The organism is Ligilactobacillus sp. 110_WCHN (assembly GCF_030518115.1).
In the GTDB taxonomy this organism is placed as follows: Bacteria; Bacillota; Bacilli; order Lactobacillales; family Lactobacillaceae; genus Ligilactobacillus; species Ligilactobacillus aviarius_C.
Genome location: NZ_JAULLI010000004.1, coordinates 94,353 through 109,858 on the forward strand (window position 1 = coordinate 94,353; position 15,506 = coordinate 109,858).

The window sequence follows — 15,506 nt, forward strand, 5'->3', positions numbered from 1 at the left end:
CGCGGTTCGATACCACGATTCTGGTCATGATTAGGCACCTAGCAACGCCAGCGGAATAACATGAACATGATCTTCTCGACGCGTATACGCATATCGACCCGTATTCAAAAGAACCTTCGTAACCTTAAATTCATCGCCAATTTTATCCTCAAACCAGTTTAAATGGCGGACATACGAATCTTTGACATCCGGATTGGTCTTAACTTCAAATAAAATCAGTCGGTGGCTCTTTTGAAGAATAAAGTCGATTTCACGAGTTCCCCGGCTGTTGCGGTAATACGAAAGTTGCGCATCATTAACATCCGCATATACAACCAAGCTTTGATAAACAAACGCTTCAATTAATTGTCCTGTCAGCGTTTGATGGAACCTACTTACGTATTTTGGAACTTGATAATCGATCAACTCGTCTTTTTCAACCCCTAACAATAAAAGTGCAATTGCCGGGTCAAGCATAAAGTGCTTCGTTCCCTTTGCTAAATTGCCGTAAATCTTTCCCATCGGCAAAAATGGCTGGACTTCATCGTTAATATCCAAAATCTCAAGGGCTTCCCGGTATTTGCTGACGGTTGGCGCTGACGGGATCGCATCACTTGCCGTTGCCGCATTGATCAACGTACTTTGCTTGGTTTCCGTTCCAATTGATGCTGCATAGATTCTCATCCATGCCAGCAAACTATGTGGATTAAGAATTTTAAATCCATTTTCTTCAAATTCATGTTCTGCGATATTAGTAACATAACTTTTCAGCAAAACTTTTCGAATTCGTTCAGACTTATTTCGAATTCCAGGGAAACCTGAGCGGTAAATTTCATCAAGATAATCAACCAGTGTTTTATCAGTCTCGCCATTCACCGTTGCTTTTGAGTCAAAATTGAATAAATCTTCAATTCGAATATAACTATCACTCAAATTCCGTTCTTCAATTGAATACGGCCTCAATTTCAACCGAATAATTCTCCCGGCACCACTATGAATGCGTGAATTAACCCGAATACTGCTTCCAGTAAACAGTACACTGCCATTCGGCAATCCATCATCAACCGCATGGCGCACATACGACCATAATGAAGGCGCTAATTGCCATTCATCAATTAAGACCGGTTTGGAATTTTGCAAGATAATCTCCGGATTGTTCTGCAACAGTTCACGTTGAGCCGCGTTATCCATCCTGTATTCCGTTGAAGCAAGCTGTTTACATGTTTCAGTTTTTCCCACCGCTTTTGCCCCTTCCAGCAAAATCGCTGGCAACTCATCAACATATTCTTTTAAAATTGAATCGATCAACCGCTTTTCGTACATTGAGCTTTTCACCTCTTGAATTTTATCATTTTTACACTCTAGATTTTATCATTTTTACACTCTAGATTTTATCATTTTTACACTTTTCTTTTTTCGGCGCGAAAAAAGAGACCGTGACAACTGTCACAGTCCCGTAAAATCAATTTTTTTGTTATTAATCTTCACCGATGATCCGCACTTCGGTTTCAAGGTCAACATCAAATTTTTCCTTGATTGTTTGTTGAATGTGATGGATCACATCCATGTAATCCGTTGCGGTCGCATGATCAACGTTGACGATAAAGCCGGCGTGTTTCTTTGAAACTTGCGCACCGCCGATTTGGAACCCTTGAAGTCCCGCATCGTGAATCAATTTTCCAGTATAGTGTCCTACTGGCCGTTTGAAAACACTGCCGCATGACGGGTATTCAAGGGGTTGCTTAGAAGCCCGCAAGAAACTGTATTCGCGCATGGCGTTGATGATTTCTTCCTGATTACCGGCCTTCAATGAAAAGGTTGCCTGCAAAACAATTTCATCTTCATCCTGCAACCGACTGTGGCGGTAACCAAAACGCAGTTCATTACCGCGGTAAGTCTTTAATTCACCTTGACGGGTGATCACTTCGACTGACTTGACAACCTGTGAAATTTCACCACCGTATGCGCCAGCGTTCATGAAGACCGCCCCACCGACACTGCCTGGAATTCCTGACAAAGGTTCCATACCGCTTAAACTGGCTTCGCTTGCTTTTTGCGCAACATCGATCAGCAATGCGCCAGACTGTGCAATAATTTGGTTCGCTAATAACTTGATCCGATCTAACTTGGTCAAAATCATGACCATGCCGCGAATCCCGCCGTTTTTAACGATCAGGTTGCTGGCGTTGCCGATGACTGTCAGCGACACATTTTTTTGATTCGTCCAGTCAATTACACGCTTGACTTCCTGAATTGAAGCCGGCAACGCTAAAATATCAGCTGGACCTCCCGTACAGGTATTGGTGTAATTTGCGAGCGGTTCATCAAACTGAACTTCGATTCCCTGTAATTCTTTTTTAACTGTTAACTTTTCAAAATCCATATTAAAACCCTCAAACCTCAATTTGATTCAAATCAAATCTTCACAATTCTGCTCGAATTTGCTTGCTTTTTCATTTTAACATTTTTATTATAAATATTCCGCAATAAAATGATACAATAATGGCAATAAATCTTTGAAGGAGCAAACCAATGGACTTTGTGGCAATTGACTTTGAAACGGCCAACGGCAAACGGGACAGTGCCTGCTCGTTAGCGCTGACCGTCGTTCAAAATAACCAAATCGTTGATGAATTATATTCACTGATCAAACCGGAATCAGACTTTTTCTGGCGCAACATTCAGATTCACGGCATCAAACCGGAAATGGTTGCTGATTCGCCGAAATTCAATGAACTTTGGCCGCACATTCAGCAATTCTTCGGTCCGGATCAAATTGTGGTCGCCCACAATGCGCGGTTCGATAACAGCGTTCTCAAGAAAACATTGGAACATTATCAATTACCGGAACCGCATTATCTCTCCCTTGATACGCTGGCAACCAGCCGCGCATTCTACAAGGGATTACCAAATTACCGGTTGAATACCGTTTGCGATGCGCTCGACATTAACCTTGAGCATCACCACAACGCGCTTGATGACTGCGAGGCCTGTGCTAATATTTTACTTGAACAGATCAATCATTTTGGTACGCCAGCGCTGAAACCGTATGTGCAAAGTGTATAGAAAAAAGGAGGCCGCGACATAAATCGCGGCCTCCTTACTATATCTGTATAATCGGGTTCCAAAACAAACGAGCTACTTGGAAGTTCGAAAACCTCTGAATCTATGCTGACGCGATTCGTTCGCTTTTCTGCTTCCACCACGCTCGTTTTTAGCGTTTTGTCACACCTTCCTTTTCCAATTCACTCACCAATTCTTCATACCGCTTTCCGTGCGGTTCAAATTCAAGGTAGCGAACATCGTCATTGTCATCATCTTTTTTCAAATGAATGATTAACTTGTCAGCCGGAATTTCATCACCGACAAATTGTGACCATTCAACAACTGAAACCCCATCGCCTTCAAAATATTCTTCAAGGCCAAGGTCATCGCCGCCGGTTTCTTCAAGCCGGTAAACGTCCATGTGATACAACGGCAAGCGGCCTTGCTGGTATTCACGGATAATCGTGAATGTTGGACTCTTAATGTTACGGTGAATTCCGAGACCTTCTGCAAGGCCTTTTGTGAAAGTCGTCTTGCCGGCTCCCAGATCACCGTCAAGCAAAAGAATATCGCGGGCCTGCAACAATGGGCCCATTTTCTTCGCAATTGCTTGCGTTTGTTCTGCTGATTCAACTTTGATTTTTAACATTTTCTTACTCCATTAAAGTTTGAGCTGCGGTAATAATTCCCACTTGGTATGCGTCATCTTCTGAAGCGCCCCGGGATAAGTCTGAAACGGGTTGGTTCAAGCCTTGCAAGATCGGACCGATCGCCGTGAAGTTGCCCAACCGTTGGGCAATCTTGTAGCCGATATTTCCAGATTGCAAGTCAGGGAAAACAAAGACATTGGCTTGCCCTGCAACTTCTGAACCCGGAGCCTTGCTTGCGCCAACACTTGGAATCAAGGCGGCATCGAATTGCAATTCGCCGTCGATCATTTCATTCGGAGCCTTCTTTTGGGCAATTTGTGTTGCTTCCATTACCTTCGCAACTTCCATTGAGTGGGCGGAACCCTTCGTTGAGAAGCTCAACATGGCAACCTTCGGATCAATGTCAAATAACCGGGCCGTCTTAATACTTTCAACGGCAATTTCAGCTAATTCTTCCGCTGACGGGTTAATGTTGATCGCACAGTCGGCAAAGACATACGTTTCCTTGCCGTCGTTGCGGGTCATGATAAATGAACCGCTTGTCCGGGAAACGCCCGGCTTCGTTTTAATGATTTGAAGCGCTGGCCGGACCGTATCGCCGGTTGGACTGATTGCCCCTGAAACCATGCAGTCCGCTTTGTGCATGTAAACTAACATGATTCCGAAGTAGTTATTAACATTACGCAACCATTCACGGCCTTCATCAGGCGTATTCTTCCCTTTCCGCCGTTCAACGAAGGCGTTTAACATTTCGTCGAATTGGTCATCCGGATACGTCTTCGGGTCAATGATTTCTGCGTTTGACGGCAACGTAATTTGGCTGGCATCCAGCACGGCATTGACTTCCGCTTCCGTTCCTAAAATAATCGGATCGGCCAAACCGTCTTGAGCTAACCGGCAAGCCGCCTTCACGATTCGTTCATCGCTGCCTTCTGGGAAAACGACTTTAATGCCTTTGCCCTTGATCTTTTGCTTTAAGTTTTCAATTAAATCCATTCAACTTTCCTCCTATGTTACATCTCCGATTCATCAACGTGTTCAGGAAGCTGCCAGTCGATCGGCTGCTCGCCCATTGCTTCCAGCGCCGCATTGGCTTTTGAAAACGGCCGCGATCCGAAAAAGCCGCGATTGGCTGAAAGCGGACTCGGATGTGCTGACTTGATGATGATGTTACGTGATTGATCGATAAATTTCTCTTTTGATTGGGCTGCTTTGCCCCATAAAATAAAGACAACTGGTTGCGGGCGTTCCGATAACTTTTGAATCGCAACGTCAGTCAACTGTTCCCAGCCTTTGCCGCGATGCGAAAACGCCTGTCCATTCCGCACCGTTAATACGGAATTCAACAACAGGACTCCTTGCTGCGCCCACTTCTTTAAGTAACCGTGATTGACCGGCTTAATGCCAAGATCACTTTGAAGTTCCTTATAGATATTTTGCAGCGATGGCGGAACGGGAACTCCCGGCAAAACCGAAAAGCTTAACCCGTGAGCCTGATGCGGTTCATGGTACGGATCCTGTCCCAAAATTACAACTTTAACCTTTGAAAACGGCGTCCATTCAAATGCCTGGAAAATGTGGTACATATCTGGATGGATCTGATAGTGTTGATATTCGCTTTTCAAAAAGTTATGTAATTGCTGGTAATACGGCTTTTCAAATTCCGGTTCTAAAACCTGCTGCCAGTCATTATGAATCAACGTTTTCATCATCGTCACCTCTTCCGCCATTTTACCATATTTAAAATCATGCTAAAAATAAAATATTCATTTTGCCATTTGCAATATGTTAAAATATTGGTAATCAAACAAAGGAAGGTATATTTTATGATTCAAATCATTGCATCCGACATGGACGGAACATTACTGAACGGCGAAATGACAATCTCAAAGTTTAACGCTGACGCGATCAAGGAAGCCCAGAAAAAGGGCGTTCACTTTATCGTTTCATCAGGGCGTTGCTGGTACGAAGTCAAGCCTTTGCTTGATAAGTTCGGCATCAAGTGTCCGATGATCTCGATCAACGGCGGTTTAGTGCTTGACGAAAACGGAAAGACCGTTGTTTCAACGCCGGTTCCGCCGTCAATTGCCCGACAGATCATGGCCCGGTTAAAACGTGCCGGGCTTTACTTTGAAGTCGTTACGAAAAACGGAGTATGCTCAGACGACAAGTCCAAACGGATCGAAAATTTTGCTGAACTGCTTGCATCCATCCAACCGGATACCCCGTTTAAACTGGCGGTCAGCTTAGCTTCGGCCCGAATGGAATTAGTTAATATCCAATACGTAAAAGACTATAATGACATTTTGGAAGATCCCCATAATCCGATTTATAAAATCGTGGCATTCAGTCAAGACGGTCCCAAAGTTCTTGACCCATTACGCGCCGAATTTGACGCTAACCCAGAATTAGTTGTTACTTCGTCCGGCGAACGCAACATTGAAATCAACCACGTGAATGCCCAAAAAGGAATTGCCCTTCAACGGTATGCGGATTCCTTAAACATTCCGATGGATAACGTGATGGCGATCGGGGATAACAACAACGACGTTTCAATGCTGAAAGTTGCCGGTGTCAGTTATGCCATGGCCAACGGAACCGACGAAGTCAAGGCCATCGCCAATCACTTAGCTGAATCCAACGTTGATGATGGGGTCGGCAAAGCCATCCTGACAGAATTAAATCGGAAATAAAGATGCTTTAGAAGTTTGGTGGTGAAAATGCGGTCACTTTATATTAATTACGAAACCCTTCGGCGCAATGATTCTGCACTGATCGTTCGCAACGGTAATCATCAGGTTAAATATCTCGTTAATGGCCGGTGGGGAAACCAATTAGGCAAAATCACTGTCAATTCCCTTTACGGCGATGAACTGCTTGCAATCAATCAACTGACAGCCGGCAAGATCCAACGCTTTGAGATCACTTGCGATCATCATCAAATCAGCACTTTCAGGCGCGTTCTTAATAATTATGATCATCCACTGTATCTCAAAAAACTTCACTGGTTGATCTGGGGAAATCAACGGCAATTGAAATACCGGGCATTTGAACTTCACCGTCCGGTAATGAAAACGCAAATTACAACGACAATTCCTAAACTGCTTGAAGTCAAAGTTAACCGCCAAGCAGATGAACCAATCGTATGCGGCATCATCGTCCTATTAAATTATTGGGCTTTGCTTGATGAACAACTGTTAAATCCGGATTTAACAACGTTGTTTGGGCAAAATCATCAAAATGAATTAGCATAAAAAAACGCTGTGACCTTTTCGTCACAGCGTTTTTGCTATCGATAATTTTTCAGTGTTCGGCGAATTTCGCGTTCCTGATCACGCTTCTTGATCGTTTCCCGTTTATCATAATCATGTTTCCCTTTGGCAATTCCTAAAAGAACCTTCGCAAAGCCATGTTTCAAATAAACCTTCAGCGGAACGATCGTGATTCCCTTTTCACTTGTTTGTCCCGTTAACTTTTGGATCTCCTTTTTGTGCAAAAGCAATTTCCGGGCCCGCAACGGATCGTGATTGAACCGGTTTCCTTGCGTATACTCTGAAATGTGAACGTTCATTAACCATGCTTCGCCGTTGTGAATTTGGGCAAAGCCGTCTTTCAGGTTAATGCGGCGCTCCCGCACTGATTTGATCTCCGTTCCGGTTAAAACCAATCCAGCTTCCAGGGTTTCAAGAATCTGGTAGTCATGCCGTGCTTTCTTATTTTGAGCTAACGGTGCATCCTTCATTTTTGTCTTTTTCATCGCTAACCACCCTTTCAAATCAATTAATTAATGGCGGTATCGATTGTCCTGATTGCGTTTATGCTGATTATTCCGACGCCGATTGTTATTCCGATTACCGCGATAGCCGTTCTTCCGGTTATCCTTATGGCGATCATTTCGGCTACCGTTATTGCGGTGGTTATTCTTGCCTTTGCCATCCCGCCGGTTCCGGTTGAATGGTTTCTTCAATTCAGGCAAATCAACCCCATCCAATAAATCAGTCTTTGGTGCATCCTTCGGGTTAAGCAACTTAAAGTTAACTTCGTGCAATTCAACGTTGACGTCCATCAACTTCACGCGTAATGGTTGTCCAATCCGATATGTCCGCTTGTAGCGCCGACCAACCAATGCCATTTGTTTTTCAACGTAAACATAGTAATCGTCCTTCATTTCGCTGATGTGGATCAATCCTTCAACGGTGTTCGGTAAGGCGATAAACATTCCAAACTTCGTTACTGAGCTGACAACCGCATCAAATTCTTCACCGATGTGATCAGCCATGTATTCAGCCTTCTTCAAATCATCCGTTTCCCGTTCAGCATCAATTGCGCGCCGTTCCATTTCTGAACTGTGCTTCGTTAATTCAGGGAGTTTATCCTTATATTTGGCTTGGGCAGCTTCACTTATCCCGTTTTCAGCATAGTAGCGGATCAACCGGTGCACGGTCAAGTCTGGGTACCGCCGAATTGGTGAAGTAAAGTGCGTGTAGTCGCTTGCGGCTAAGCCAAAGTGGCCGATTGGATGATCATCATACTTCGCCTGTTGCATTGACCGTAAAAGCATGGTTGAAACCATCGCTTCTTCTGGCTTGCCGGCAACCTTCTTCAAGATTCCCTGCAGCATCTTTGGTTGAATATCCTTCTTCGTTCCCGTTACTTCAACGCCTAAAGCTGATAAGAATTCAAAGAACGCCGTGATTTTTTCTTCCTTCGGCTTTTCATGGATCCGGTATACAAACGGAACGTTGAGGTTGTTGTAGTGAGCTGCAACCGTTTCGTTGGCAGCCAGCATGAATGATTCAACCATCCGTTCACTGGTTCCCCGGTTCCGCAATTGAATGTCGATTGGGTGACCATCGTCATCCAAAATAATTTTGGCTTCGTCATCTTCAAATTCGATTGCGCCTCGCCGTTTCCGCATCTTCAGCAAAATCTTATGCAATTCAGCCATGTCTTCAAACATTGGAACTAATTCCTTATAACGTTCCATGGTTTGTTCATCATGGGCTTCCAGGATCTTGTTGACTGCCACGTACGTCATCCGTTCCGTTGACTTGATCACACTTGGGAAAATCTTGTGGTTAACAACTTTCCCTTCCGGATTGATTTCCATTTCACACGTCATTGCTAACCGTTCAACGTGCGGATTAAGGGAACAAATTCCGTTTGACAGCTTATGCGGCAGCATTGGAATTACCCGGTCAGTCAAGTAAACTGACGTTCCGCGTTCATATGCTTCCTTATCGAGCGGACTACCGGGAGTTACGTAGTGCGAAACATCGGCAATGTGAACTCCTAAGTGGAAGTTACCGTTTGGAAGTTTCCACGCATTGACTGCATCGTCAAGGTCCTTTGATTCGATACTATCGATCGTGACCAGCTTTTGATCAGTTAAATCAACGCGGCCTTCTTTTTCTTCTTCCGTGACATAATCCGGAATATGGCTGATTTCTTCAAGCACATCATCTGGGAATTCAGTTGGAATGTCATGCTTATAAACAACCTGTAAAATGTCGACTCCGGGATCGTTAACGTTCCCAATTACCTTAATTGGAACAACCTTTAACATTCCTGGAAGCGCCGTACTTGGGTAAGCCGTAATATCAGCCAGCACAACTTGGCCTGGGACCGGATGCAAGCCTTTATCTTCAACAAAGACTTGCAAGTTCGTCATTTTCTTATCGGTTAAGTGAATTGTTCCTAAAATTCCTTGCGGTAAGTTTTGGTCTTCATCGCTGCGGAATTCACCAACAACCTGCGTTAAAGCATGGTCTTTGATTGCAACGACTTTTCCTTCCGGTCGGACTTCATGTTCGGGATCGCCCGGCGTAACCATTTCAATTTCAACTTCATCACCGTTCAAGGCTGACAAAGTGTTTAACGGGTTAATGAAGAAATCCGGTTCGTCCGGATCAATCGTTACAAACCCAAAACCACGGTCGTTAGCATGAAAGACCCCTTCATAATGCGGCATTGGCTTTTTCAAATAGAACCGGTTATCATCGTCGAACCCCAGTTGATCGTCATGTTCCATCTGTGTCAATGCTTGAACAACGAACTTAAATTGGGCTCCATGGTTCATGTCAAGATAATCTGCCAATTCCTGCACCGTGAAGTGCCGGTCGGATTCTTCATTAAACTTTTTATACAATGCATTAATGATTTCTTGTTTTTCCATTCGTTTCCTCGTTTATTAAAGATTAACTATTTGCTTTTTTATGTAAAAAGGGCCGCGACAAACGTCACAGCCCACCTTCTTTTTGACTAATGTGAAGAAATATATACTAAGCCTAAAGCAATCGCAAAGAATAAGATACCTAAAACAACAGTTACCTTCTGCATAAAGGCTTCAAATCCTCTTGGCTTTTGCTTACTGAAAAGATCAGCTGCACCACCTGATAAAGCAGTTGAAGCATTATCAGTCTTTGCAGGTTGCATCATTACTGAAATAATAATTAAGATCGCGATAATTACAAGTAACGTTAAGAGCGTATTATACAATTCACTTATCCTCCTCACTCTTCCGTTATAAAACCAATTTATATTTTATCATTTATTCAATTATTTTGCCAACTGTTTCTTCTCATGTACCGCCTGGGCAAGCTGATCGATTCGATGCCGAATCCATGCCCGGTTTTCATGCGAGGTCAAAATGATCAACGTATCGCCGCTTCGAATGACCGTATCACCATGCGGAATCAGTTCGCGTTCGCCCCGTCGAATTGCCATCAATAAGCATTCCTTCGGCCATTGGAAATCACGCACTGATTTATCCTGTAAGAATGAACCAGCAAATACCGGAATTTCGATTCGGTCTTGGAAAGTTGACGTTTCGGCCTCTTCTTCCTTTTCCGGAAGCAAAGCATCCAGCATGGCTTCGTAAATTGGCCGTTCCCGCATAATATCCGTAACGGTGTAAGCAATCAATGAAACAACCGCTAATGGCATTAAGTGGCTTAATGAACCAACCATTTCGGTAATCAACAGAATCGCCGTAAACGGAGCTTTTCCGATGCAGGCAAAGTAGCCCGCCATTGAATAGATCACGCAGTTGATCACTAATTTTTCCGGCATTAAGCCCATTGCGACGCATACTTTTCCAAAAAGCGCCCCCACAATGGCTCCAAGGGTCAAAATCGGCAAGAAAATTCCACCAGGAAGGCCGGAACCGTATGAAATCGTTGAGAAAATCAACCGAACCGCAAACAATGCAATTAAAATCGCAATGCTTGACCAAAAATGACTGATTCCTAAAACAACCGAATTTCCGCCTCCAAGAACTTGCGGCCAAACTAATCCAAGAGGAATAACCATCAGTAACGGGACAACGGAATCCCAGTTCCGCGGCAGCCACTTGATTTTGGCATACACCTTATCGATATTTAATGTCATGTATGAATAAAGTTTTCCTAAAAAGCCTAAAAAGATTCCTAAGAAAATCAATAAGAAATAGTACTTGATTGGGAATGATTCAAAGTAGTGCAAATGCAAAACCGGCGTCAAGCCAAAGAAATTCATCGAAATAAAATCCGATGCAATTGCTGAACTCAACGCCGTTGTCCAAATCAACGGCGAAAAGTTATGGTAAACTTCCTCCAAAACGAATAGTGACGACGCAATCGGCGCATTGAAGGCAGCTGAAAGCCCGGCAGCGGCCCCACCGGCGATCAATACTCGCCGACCAACGCCTTTGTGATTCGTCTTTTCAGCAAATCCTTGGCCAACTGCAGCGCCAAGTTGAATTGAAGGACCTTCCCGTCCAAGAAATAAACCGGAAGCAATCGCAAGGACGCCGCCGACCCATTTCCGCCAAAGAACGCTCCACCAGTTCATTTCCATTTCACCGGCTAACTGCCCTTCAACTTGCGGAATCCCGGATCCCATAATGTCCGGATCTTTTTTGATCAGTCGCGAGTTGATCAATGCAATCAACAGCATCAATAAAGCCCACGGAATAATATATATTGGGTGACTTCGCATATAATGATAAGCAATTAAAGCATAATGCAATCCAATCTCAATGAAAAACCGAAACAAGCTGACGACAAACCCGACGATCAATCCCACGCCAAGGCCCTTAACAATAAACTTGAATCGGGTTAAATCAATCCGTTGATCTTTATTTTTTGACACGATAATCCCTCTTCACGTAAAAGTGTTACTTAAAAAAATATAACATTATCCGCAACTAAAAAAAAGAGGAAAACCGAAATTCGGTCTTCCTCTTCAAGCTTGAAATCAAGCATTATTTGTTCATAATGTCTTGACGAGCTTGTTCGCTCAAGTTGTAGAATGAGTGGATACCCTTGTATTCTGCAACGTTGCTTGTTAATTGATCTTCGATCCGCATTAATTGGTTGTACTTAGCAATCCGATCTGTCCGGCTCATTGAACCAGTCTTGATTTGACCTGCGTTTGTAGCAACAACCAAGTCAGCGATTGTTGTGTCTTCTGTTTCACCTGAACGGTGTGAAACGATAGCTGTGTAACCAGCTTCCTTAGCCATTTCGATAGCTTCCATTGTTTCTGTCAATGTACCGATTTGGTTAACCTTGATTAAGATTGAGTTTGCGCAACCCATCTTGATACCCTTACGTAAGTATTCTGTGTTTGTAACGAAGAAGTCGTCACCAACCAATTGAACTTTCTTGCCAAGTTCGCTTGTGATTGTTGCCCAGTCATCCCAGTTGTTTTCGTCGATTGGGTCTTCAACAGATACGATTGGGTACTTGTCTACTAAGTTTTCGATGTACTTGATGAATTCTGGTGTTGTGAATTCTTCACCTGTTGACCAACGTAACTTGTAAACTTTCTTTTCGTCATCCCATAATTCTGATGCAGCAACGTCCATTGCAATTGCAACGTCCTTGCCTGGCTTGTAGCCGGCATCTTCAATGGCACGTACAAGGTATTGTAATGGTTCTTCGTTGTTAGCAAAGTCAGGAGCGAAGCCACCTTCATCACCAACAGCAGTTGCCTTGCCAGCATCCTTTAAGATTGCTTGTAAGTGGTGGAATGTTTCTGAACCCATACGAACAGCTTCCTTCATTGAAGGAGCACCTACAGGCATGATCATGAATTCTTGGAAGTCAACCTTGTTTGTTGAGTGAGCACCACCGTTGATAACGTTCATCATTGGTGTTGGCATAACGTGAGCGTTGAATCCGCCGATGTAGTTGTACAAAGGAACTTCTAATTCATCTGCAGCAGCATGTGCAACAGCGATTGATACAGCTAAGATTGCGTTAGCACCTAACTTACCTTTGTTTGGTGTACCGTCTAAAGCGATCATTGCTTTATCGATAGCAACTTGATCTGTAACTTCGTAACCAACGATTTCTTTTGCGATAACGTCGTTTACGTTAGCAACGGCTTTTGAAACACCCTTGCCCATGTAACGTGACTTGTCACCATCACGTAATTCAACAGCTTCGTGTTCACCTGTTGAAGCACCTGAAGGAACGATTCCACGACCAAAAGCACCTGCTTCTGTGTAAACTTCAGCTTCAACTGTTGGGTTACCACGTGAGTCTAAGACTTCGCGAGCATAAATTTCTGTAATTGCAGACATATGTTATAATCTCCTTTAACTTTGATAAACAATCTTAGAAATTGTTTTCATGTATTATTTTACTGGTTTTACTTTAAACTTTCAACGTAAATCCATTCAAAAATTAGTCTTTGTAGTGAGCTAATTGTAAGAATGAGTCTGGTTGTAAAGCAGCACCGCCGATTAAACCACCGTCAATGTCTTCCTTTGACATGATTTCCTTAACGTTTGCAGGCTTTACAGAACCACCGTATTGGATGCGAACTTTGTCAGCAACAGTTTCATCGTATAAGTCAGCAACTGTCTTGCGGATTGCAGCGCACATTTCTTCAGCTTGGTCAGCTGTCGCTGTCTTACCTGTTCCGATTGCCCAGATTGGTTCGTAAGCAATTACCATGTTTGAAACTTGGTCTGCTGATAAACCTTCTAAGTCAGCCTTGATTTGGCCTTCAACGAATTCTTCTGCTTTGCCAGCTTCACGAGTTTCAAGTGATTCACCGCAGCAAAGAATTGGCTTCATGTTGTTTGCAAAGATTGCCTTTGCCTTCTTGTTGATGTCTTCATCTGTTTCGTGGAAGTATCCGCGCCGTTCTGAGTGGCCGATGATAACATAGTCGATGCCCATTTCGCTTAATACTTTTGGTGATGTTTCACCTGTGTAAGCACCTTCGTCTTCAAAGTAGCAGTTTTCAGCACCAACGTGTAATTCTGAACCCTTAGCTGCTTCGATCAATGCTGGTAAATCAACTGCTGGAGCACAGATCAATGTTTCAACATCTATGTTCTTTGGTAATTCACTCTTAACAGCATTTACAAATTCGGTTGTTTCTTGTGGGTTTTTGTTTAATTTCCAGTTACCTGCAATAATTGGAGTACGCATAATCTTCATCCTTTCTTTCAATAAAAATAGGGAGGTTTGCCCTCCCTATCTGAATCAAATTAATTATTTGTCTGATACAGCGGCAATACCTGGTAATGTCTTACCTTCAAGATATTCAAGTGATGCGCCACCACCAGTTGAGATGTGTGTTAACTTGTCAGCTACACCTAACTTCTTAACAGCAGCTGTTGAGTCACCACCACCGACAATTGTTGTAGCATCTTTCAATGTACCTAAGAACTTACCAATTTCAAGTGTACCCTTTGCGAAGTTAGGCATTTCGAATACGCCCATTGGTCCGTTCCATACAACTGTCTTAGCGTCTTTCAAAACGTTTTCGAATTCTTCAACTGATTTTGGTCCGATATCTAATGCCATGTAACCATCAGGAATATCGCCTTCGATAACCTTGCTTGGAGCATCGTTATCAAATTTTTCAGCACATACGTTGTCGATTGGAAGAACTAACTTGTCGCCAGCTTTTTCCATGATTTCCTTAGCTAATTCGATCTTGTCTTTTTCAACTAATGAGTTACCGATCTTGATACCCTTAGCTGCGTAGAATGTGTATGCCATTCCACCACCAACGATGATCTTGTCAGCCTTGTCGATCAAGTGGTTGATAACACCGATCTTATCTGAAACCTTTGCACCACCTAAGATAGCAACAAATGGGTGTTCTGGATTGTCAACAGCGTTACCTAAGAACTTGATTTCCTTTTCAAGTAAGAAACCAGCAGCAGCTTTCTTGCCGGCAGCCTTCATGTTTGAAGCGATACCAACGTTTGAAGCGTGTTCACGGTGAGCTGTGCCAAAGGCATCGTTTACGTAAACATCGCCAAGTGATGCCCAGTACTTGCCTAATTCAGGATCGTTGCCTGATTCTTTCTTACCGTCTAAGTCTTCGAAACGTGTATTTTCAACAAGTAAAACGTCGCCGTCTTTCATGTTGTTGATTGCGTCTTCTAATTGAGCACCGCGAGTTACAGGAACAAATGTAACTGGCTTGTTCAATAATTCTGCTAAGTGCTTAGCAACTGGCTTCAATGTCAAAGCCTTCTTGTCTTCTTCAGTCTTTACACGACCAAGGTGTGAGAACAAGATTGCCTTTCCACCGTTGTCGATAATGTAGTTGATTGTTGGTAAAGCAGCTGTCATCCGGTTGTCGTCACCAATAACGCCGTCTTTAATCGGAACATTAAAGTCAACACGAACTAAAACTTTTTTACCTTTAAGGTCATCTTTTAAATCAGATACCATAAGTTTAGCCATAGTGCCTAACCTCCATAAATATAAATTTGGTAGTTAAATCGGTTTTTGAAGCCAATTTCACTATAAAATAAAGGCGGATAGAGGCTATACCTCCACCCGCCTCTATAAAAATCTTTCGATTTTCACACTTAAA

Annotated in this window: 15 protein-coding genes; 3 read left to right on the forward strand and 12 right to left on the reverse strand. The window is 43.3% G+C overall.

What is annotated here, in order from left to right; translation table 11 throughout:
• Positions 1–30: 30 nt before the first annotated feature.
• Entirely contained in the window at positions 31–1,302 is a 1,272-nt protein-coding gene (locus Q3C15_RS02575; RefSeq protein ID WP_302703925.1) for an ATP-binding protein, read from the reverse strand.
• 154 nt (positions 1,303–1,456) lie between these two features.
• Positions 1,457–2,362, reverse strand: a complete 906-nt coding sequence (murB, locus tag Q3C15_RS02580; protein ID WP_302703926.1) for a UDP-N-acetylmuramate dehydrogenase — start codon at positions 2,360–2,362, stop codon at positions 1,457–1,459.
• Between the two features lie 149 nt (positions 2,363–2,511).
• Between murB and Q3C15_RS02585 the strand changes: the two genes are divergently transcribed.
• Entirely contained in the window at positions 2,512–3,045 is a 534-nt protein-coding gene (locus tag Q3C15_RS02585) for a 3'-5' exonuclease (RefSeq protein ID WP_057826828.1), read from the forward strand.
• 148 nt (positions 3,046–3,193) lie between these two features.
• On the opposite strand, the gene tsaE is transcribed toward Q3C15_RS02585, so the two are convergent.
• Genes tsaE through Q3C15_RS02600 form a run of 3 tightly spaced genes read right to left on the reverse strand, consistent with a single transcriptional unit; the run spans position 3,194 to position 5,383 of the window.
• Positions 3,194–3,673, reverse strand: coding sequence for a tRNA (adenosine(37)-N6)-threonylcarbamoyltransferase complex ATPase subunit type 1 TsaE (gene tsaE / locus Q3C15_RS02590; RefSeq protein WP_283573283.1), 480 nt, complete (start codon positions 3,671–3,673; stop codon positions 3,194–3,196).
• Positions 3,674–3,677: 4 nt separating this feature from the next.
• Complete coding sequence (gene pta / locus Q3C15_RS02595; RefSeq protein WP_278852321.1) at positions 3,678–4,670, reverse strand: phosphate acetyltransferase; 993 nt, start codon at positions 4,668–4,670, stop codon at positions 3,678–3,680.
• A 17-nt stretch (positions 4,671–4,687) separates the two neighbouring features.
• Entirely contained in the window at positions 4,688–5,383 is a 696-nt protein-coding gene (locus Q3C15_RS02600; RefSeq protein ID WP_057826825.1) for a uracil-DNA glycosylase, read from the reverse strand.
• Positions 5,384–5,500: 117 nt separating this feature from the next.
• Between Q3C15_RS02600 and Q3C15_RS02605 the strand changes: the two genes are divergently transcribed.
• Together Q3C15_RS02605 and Q3C15_RS02610 are read left to right on the forward strand one after the other, a co-directional pair.
• Entirely contained in the window at positions 5,501–6,367 is an 867-nt protein-coding gene (locus tag Q3C15_RS02605; protein WP_204779641.1) for a Cof-type HAD-IIB family hydrolase, read from the forward strand.
• Positions 6,368–6,394: 27 nt separating this feature from the next.
• Positions 6,395–6,928 (forward strand): hypothetical protein, encoded by a 534-nt coding sequence (locus tag Q3C15_RS02610; RefSeq protein WP_302703927.1) that lies wholly within the window; start codon positions 6,395–6,397, stop codon positions 6,926–6,928.
• A 35-nt stretch (positions 6,929–6,963) separates the two neighbouring features.
• Here the strand turns inward: Q3C15_RS02610 and smpB are convergent, their stop codons facing one another.
• The 7 genes from smpB to pgk form a co-directional block, all read right to left on the reverse strand.
• On the reverse strand, positions 6,964–7,431 hold the full coding sequence (gene smpB, locus Q3C15_RS02615; RefSeq protein ID WP_278852326.1) for an SsrA-binding protein SmpB: 468 nt from the start codon (positions 7,429–7,431) through the stop codon (positions 6,964–6,966).
• A gap of 27 nt (positions 7,432–7,458) precedes the next feature.
• Complete coding sequence (gene rnr, locus Q3C15_RS02620; RefSeq protein WP_302703929.1) at positions 7,459–9,849, reverse strand: ribonuclease R; 2,391 nt, start codon at positions 9,847–9,849, stop codon at positions 7,459–7,461.
• 86 nt (positions 9,850–9,935) lie between these two features.
• Complete coding sequence (gene secG / locus Q3C15_RS02625; RefSeq protein WP_064207792.1) at positions 9,936–10,172, reverse strand: preprotein translocase subunit SecG; 237 nt, start codon at positions 10,170–10,172, stop codon at positions 9,936–9,938.
• A gap of 60 nt (positions 10,173–10,232) precedes the next feature.
• Positions 10,233–11,804, reverse strand: a complete 1,572-nt coding sequence (locus Q3C15_RS02630; RefSeq protein WP_283573285.1) for a ClC family H(+)/Cl(-) exchange transporter — start codon at positions 11,802–11,804, stop codon at positions 10,233–10,235.
• A 112-nt stretch (positions 11,805–11,916) separates the two neighbouring features.
• Positions 11,917–13,242 carry a phosphopyruvate hydratase gene (eno, locus tag Q3C15_RS02635; protein ID WP_057826818.1) on the reverse strand — a complete coding sequence of 442 codons (1,326 nt, stop codon included), beginning with the start codon at positions 13,240–13,242 and terminating at the stop codon, positions 11,917–11,919.
• 103 nt (positions 13,243–13,345) lie between these two features.
• Entirely contained in the window at positions 13,346–14,101 is a 756-nt protein-coding gene (gene tpiA, locus Q3C15_RS02640; protein ID WP_302703931.1) for a triose-phosphate isomerase, read from the reverse strand.
• A 63-nt stretch (positions 14,102–14,164) separates the two neighbouring features.
• Positions 14,165–15,373, reverse strand: coding sequence for a phosphoglycerate kinase (gene pgk, locus Q3C15_RS02645; RefSeq protein ID WP_064207794.1), 1,209 nt, complete (start codon positions 15,371–15,373; stop codon positions 14,165–14,167).
• Between the last annotated feature and the right edge of the window lie 133 nt (positions 15,374–15,506).

What these genes read in the sequence shown, in the direction of transcription:
- Q3C15_RS02575 (WP_302703925.1), bottom strand. Translation starts at nt 1,302, where the DNA reads ATGTACGAAAAGCGGTTGATCGATTCAATTTTAAAAGAATATGTTGAT.
- murB (WP_302703926.1), bottom strand. Translation starts at nt 2,362, where the DNA reads ATGGATTTTGAAAAGTTAACAGTTAAAAAAGAATTACAGGGAATCGAA.
- Q3C15_RS02585 (WP_057826828.1), top strand. Translation starts at nt 2,512, where the DNA reads ATGGACTTTGTGGCAATTGACTTTGAAACGGCCAACGGCAAACGGGAC.
- tsaE (WP_283573283.1), bottom strand. Translation starts at nt 3,673, where the DNA reads ATGTTAAAAATCAAAGTTGAATCAGCAGAACAAACGCAAGCAATTGCG.
- pta (WP_278852321.1), bottom strand. Translation starts at nt 4,670, where the DNA reads ATGGATTTAATTGAAAACTTAAAGCAAAAGATCAAGGGCAAAGGCATT.
- Q3C15_RS02600 (WP_057826825.1), bottom strand. Translation starts at nt 5,383, where the DNA reads ATGAAAACGTTGATTCATAATGACTGGCAGCAGGTTTTAGAACCGGAA.
- Q3C15_RS02605 (WP_204779641.1), top strand. Translation starts at nt 5,501, where the DNA reads ATGATTCAAATCATTGCATCCGACATGGACGGAACATTACTGAACGGC.
- Q3C15_RS02610 (WP_302703927.1), top strand. Translation starts at nt 6,395, where the DNA reads ATGCGGTCACTTTATATTAATTACGAAACCCTTCGGCGCAATGATTCT.
- smpB (WP_278852326.1), bottom strand. Translation starts at nt 7,431, where the DNA reads ATGAAAAAGACAAAAATGAAGGATGCACCGTTAGCTCAAAATAAGAAA.
- rnr (WP_302703929.1), bottom strand. Translation starts at nt 9,849, where the DNA reads ATGGAAAAACAAGAAATCATTAATGCATTGTATAAAAAGTTTAATGAA.
- eno (WP_057826818.1), bottom strand. Translation starts at nt 13,242, where the DNA reads ATGTCTGCAATTACAGAAATTTATGCTCGCGAAGTCTTAGACTCACGT.
- tpiA (WP_302703931.1), bottom strand. Translation starts at nt 14,101, where the DNA reads ATGCGTACTCCAATTATTGCAGGTAACTGGAAATTAAACAAAAACCCA.
- pgk (WP_064207794.1), bottom strand. Translation starts at nt 15,373, where the DNA reads ATGGCTAAACTTATGGTATCTGATTTAAAAGATGACCTTAAAGGTAAA.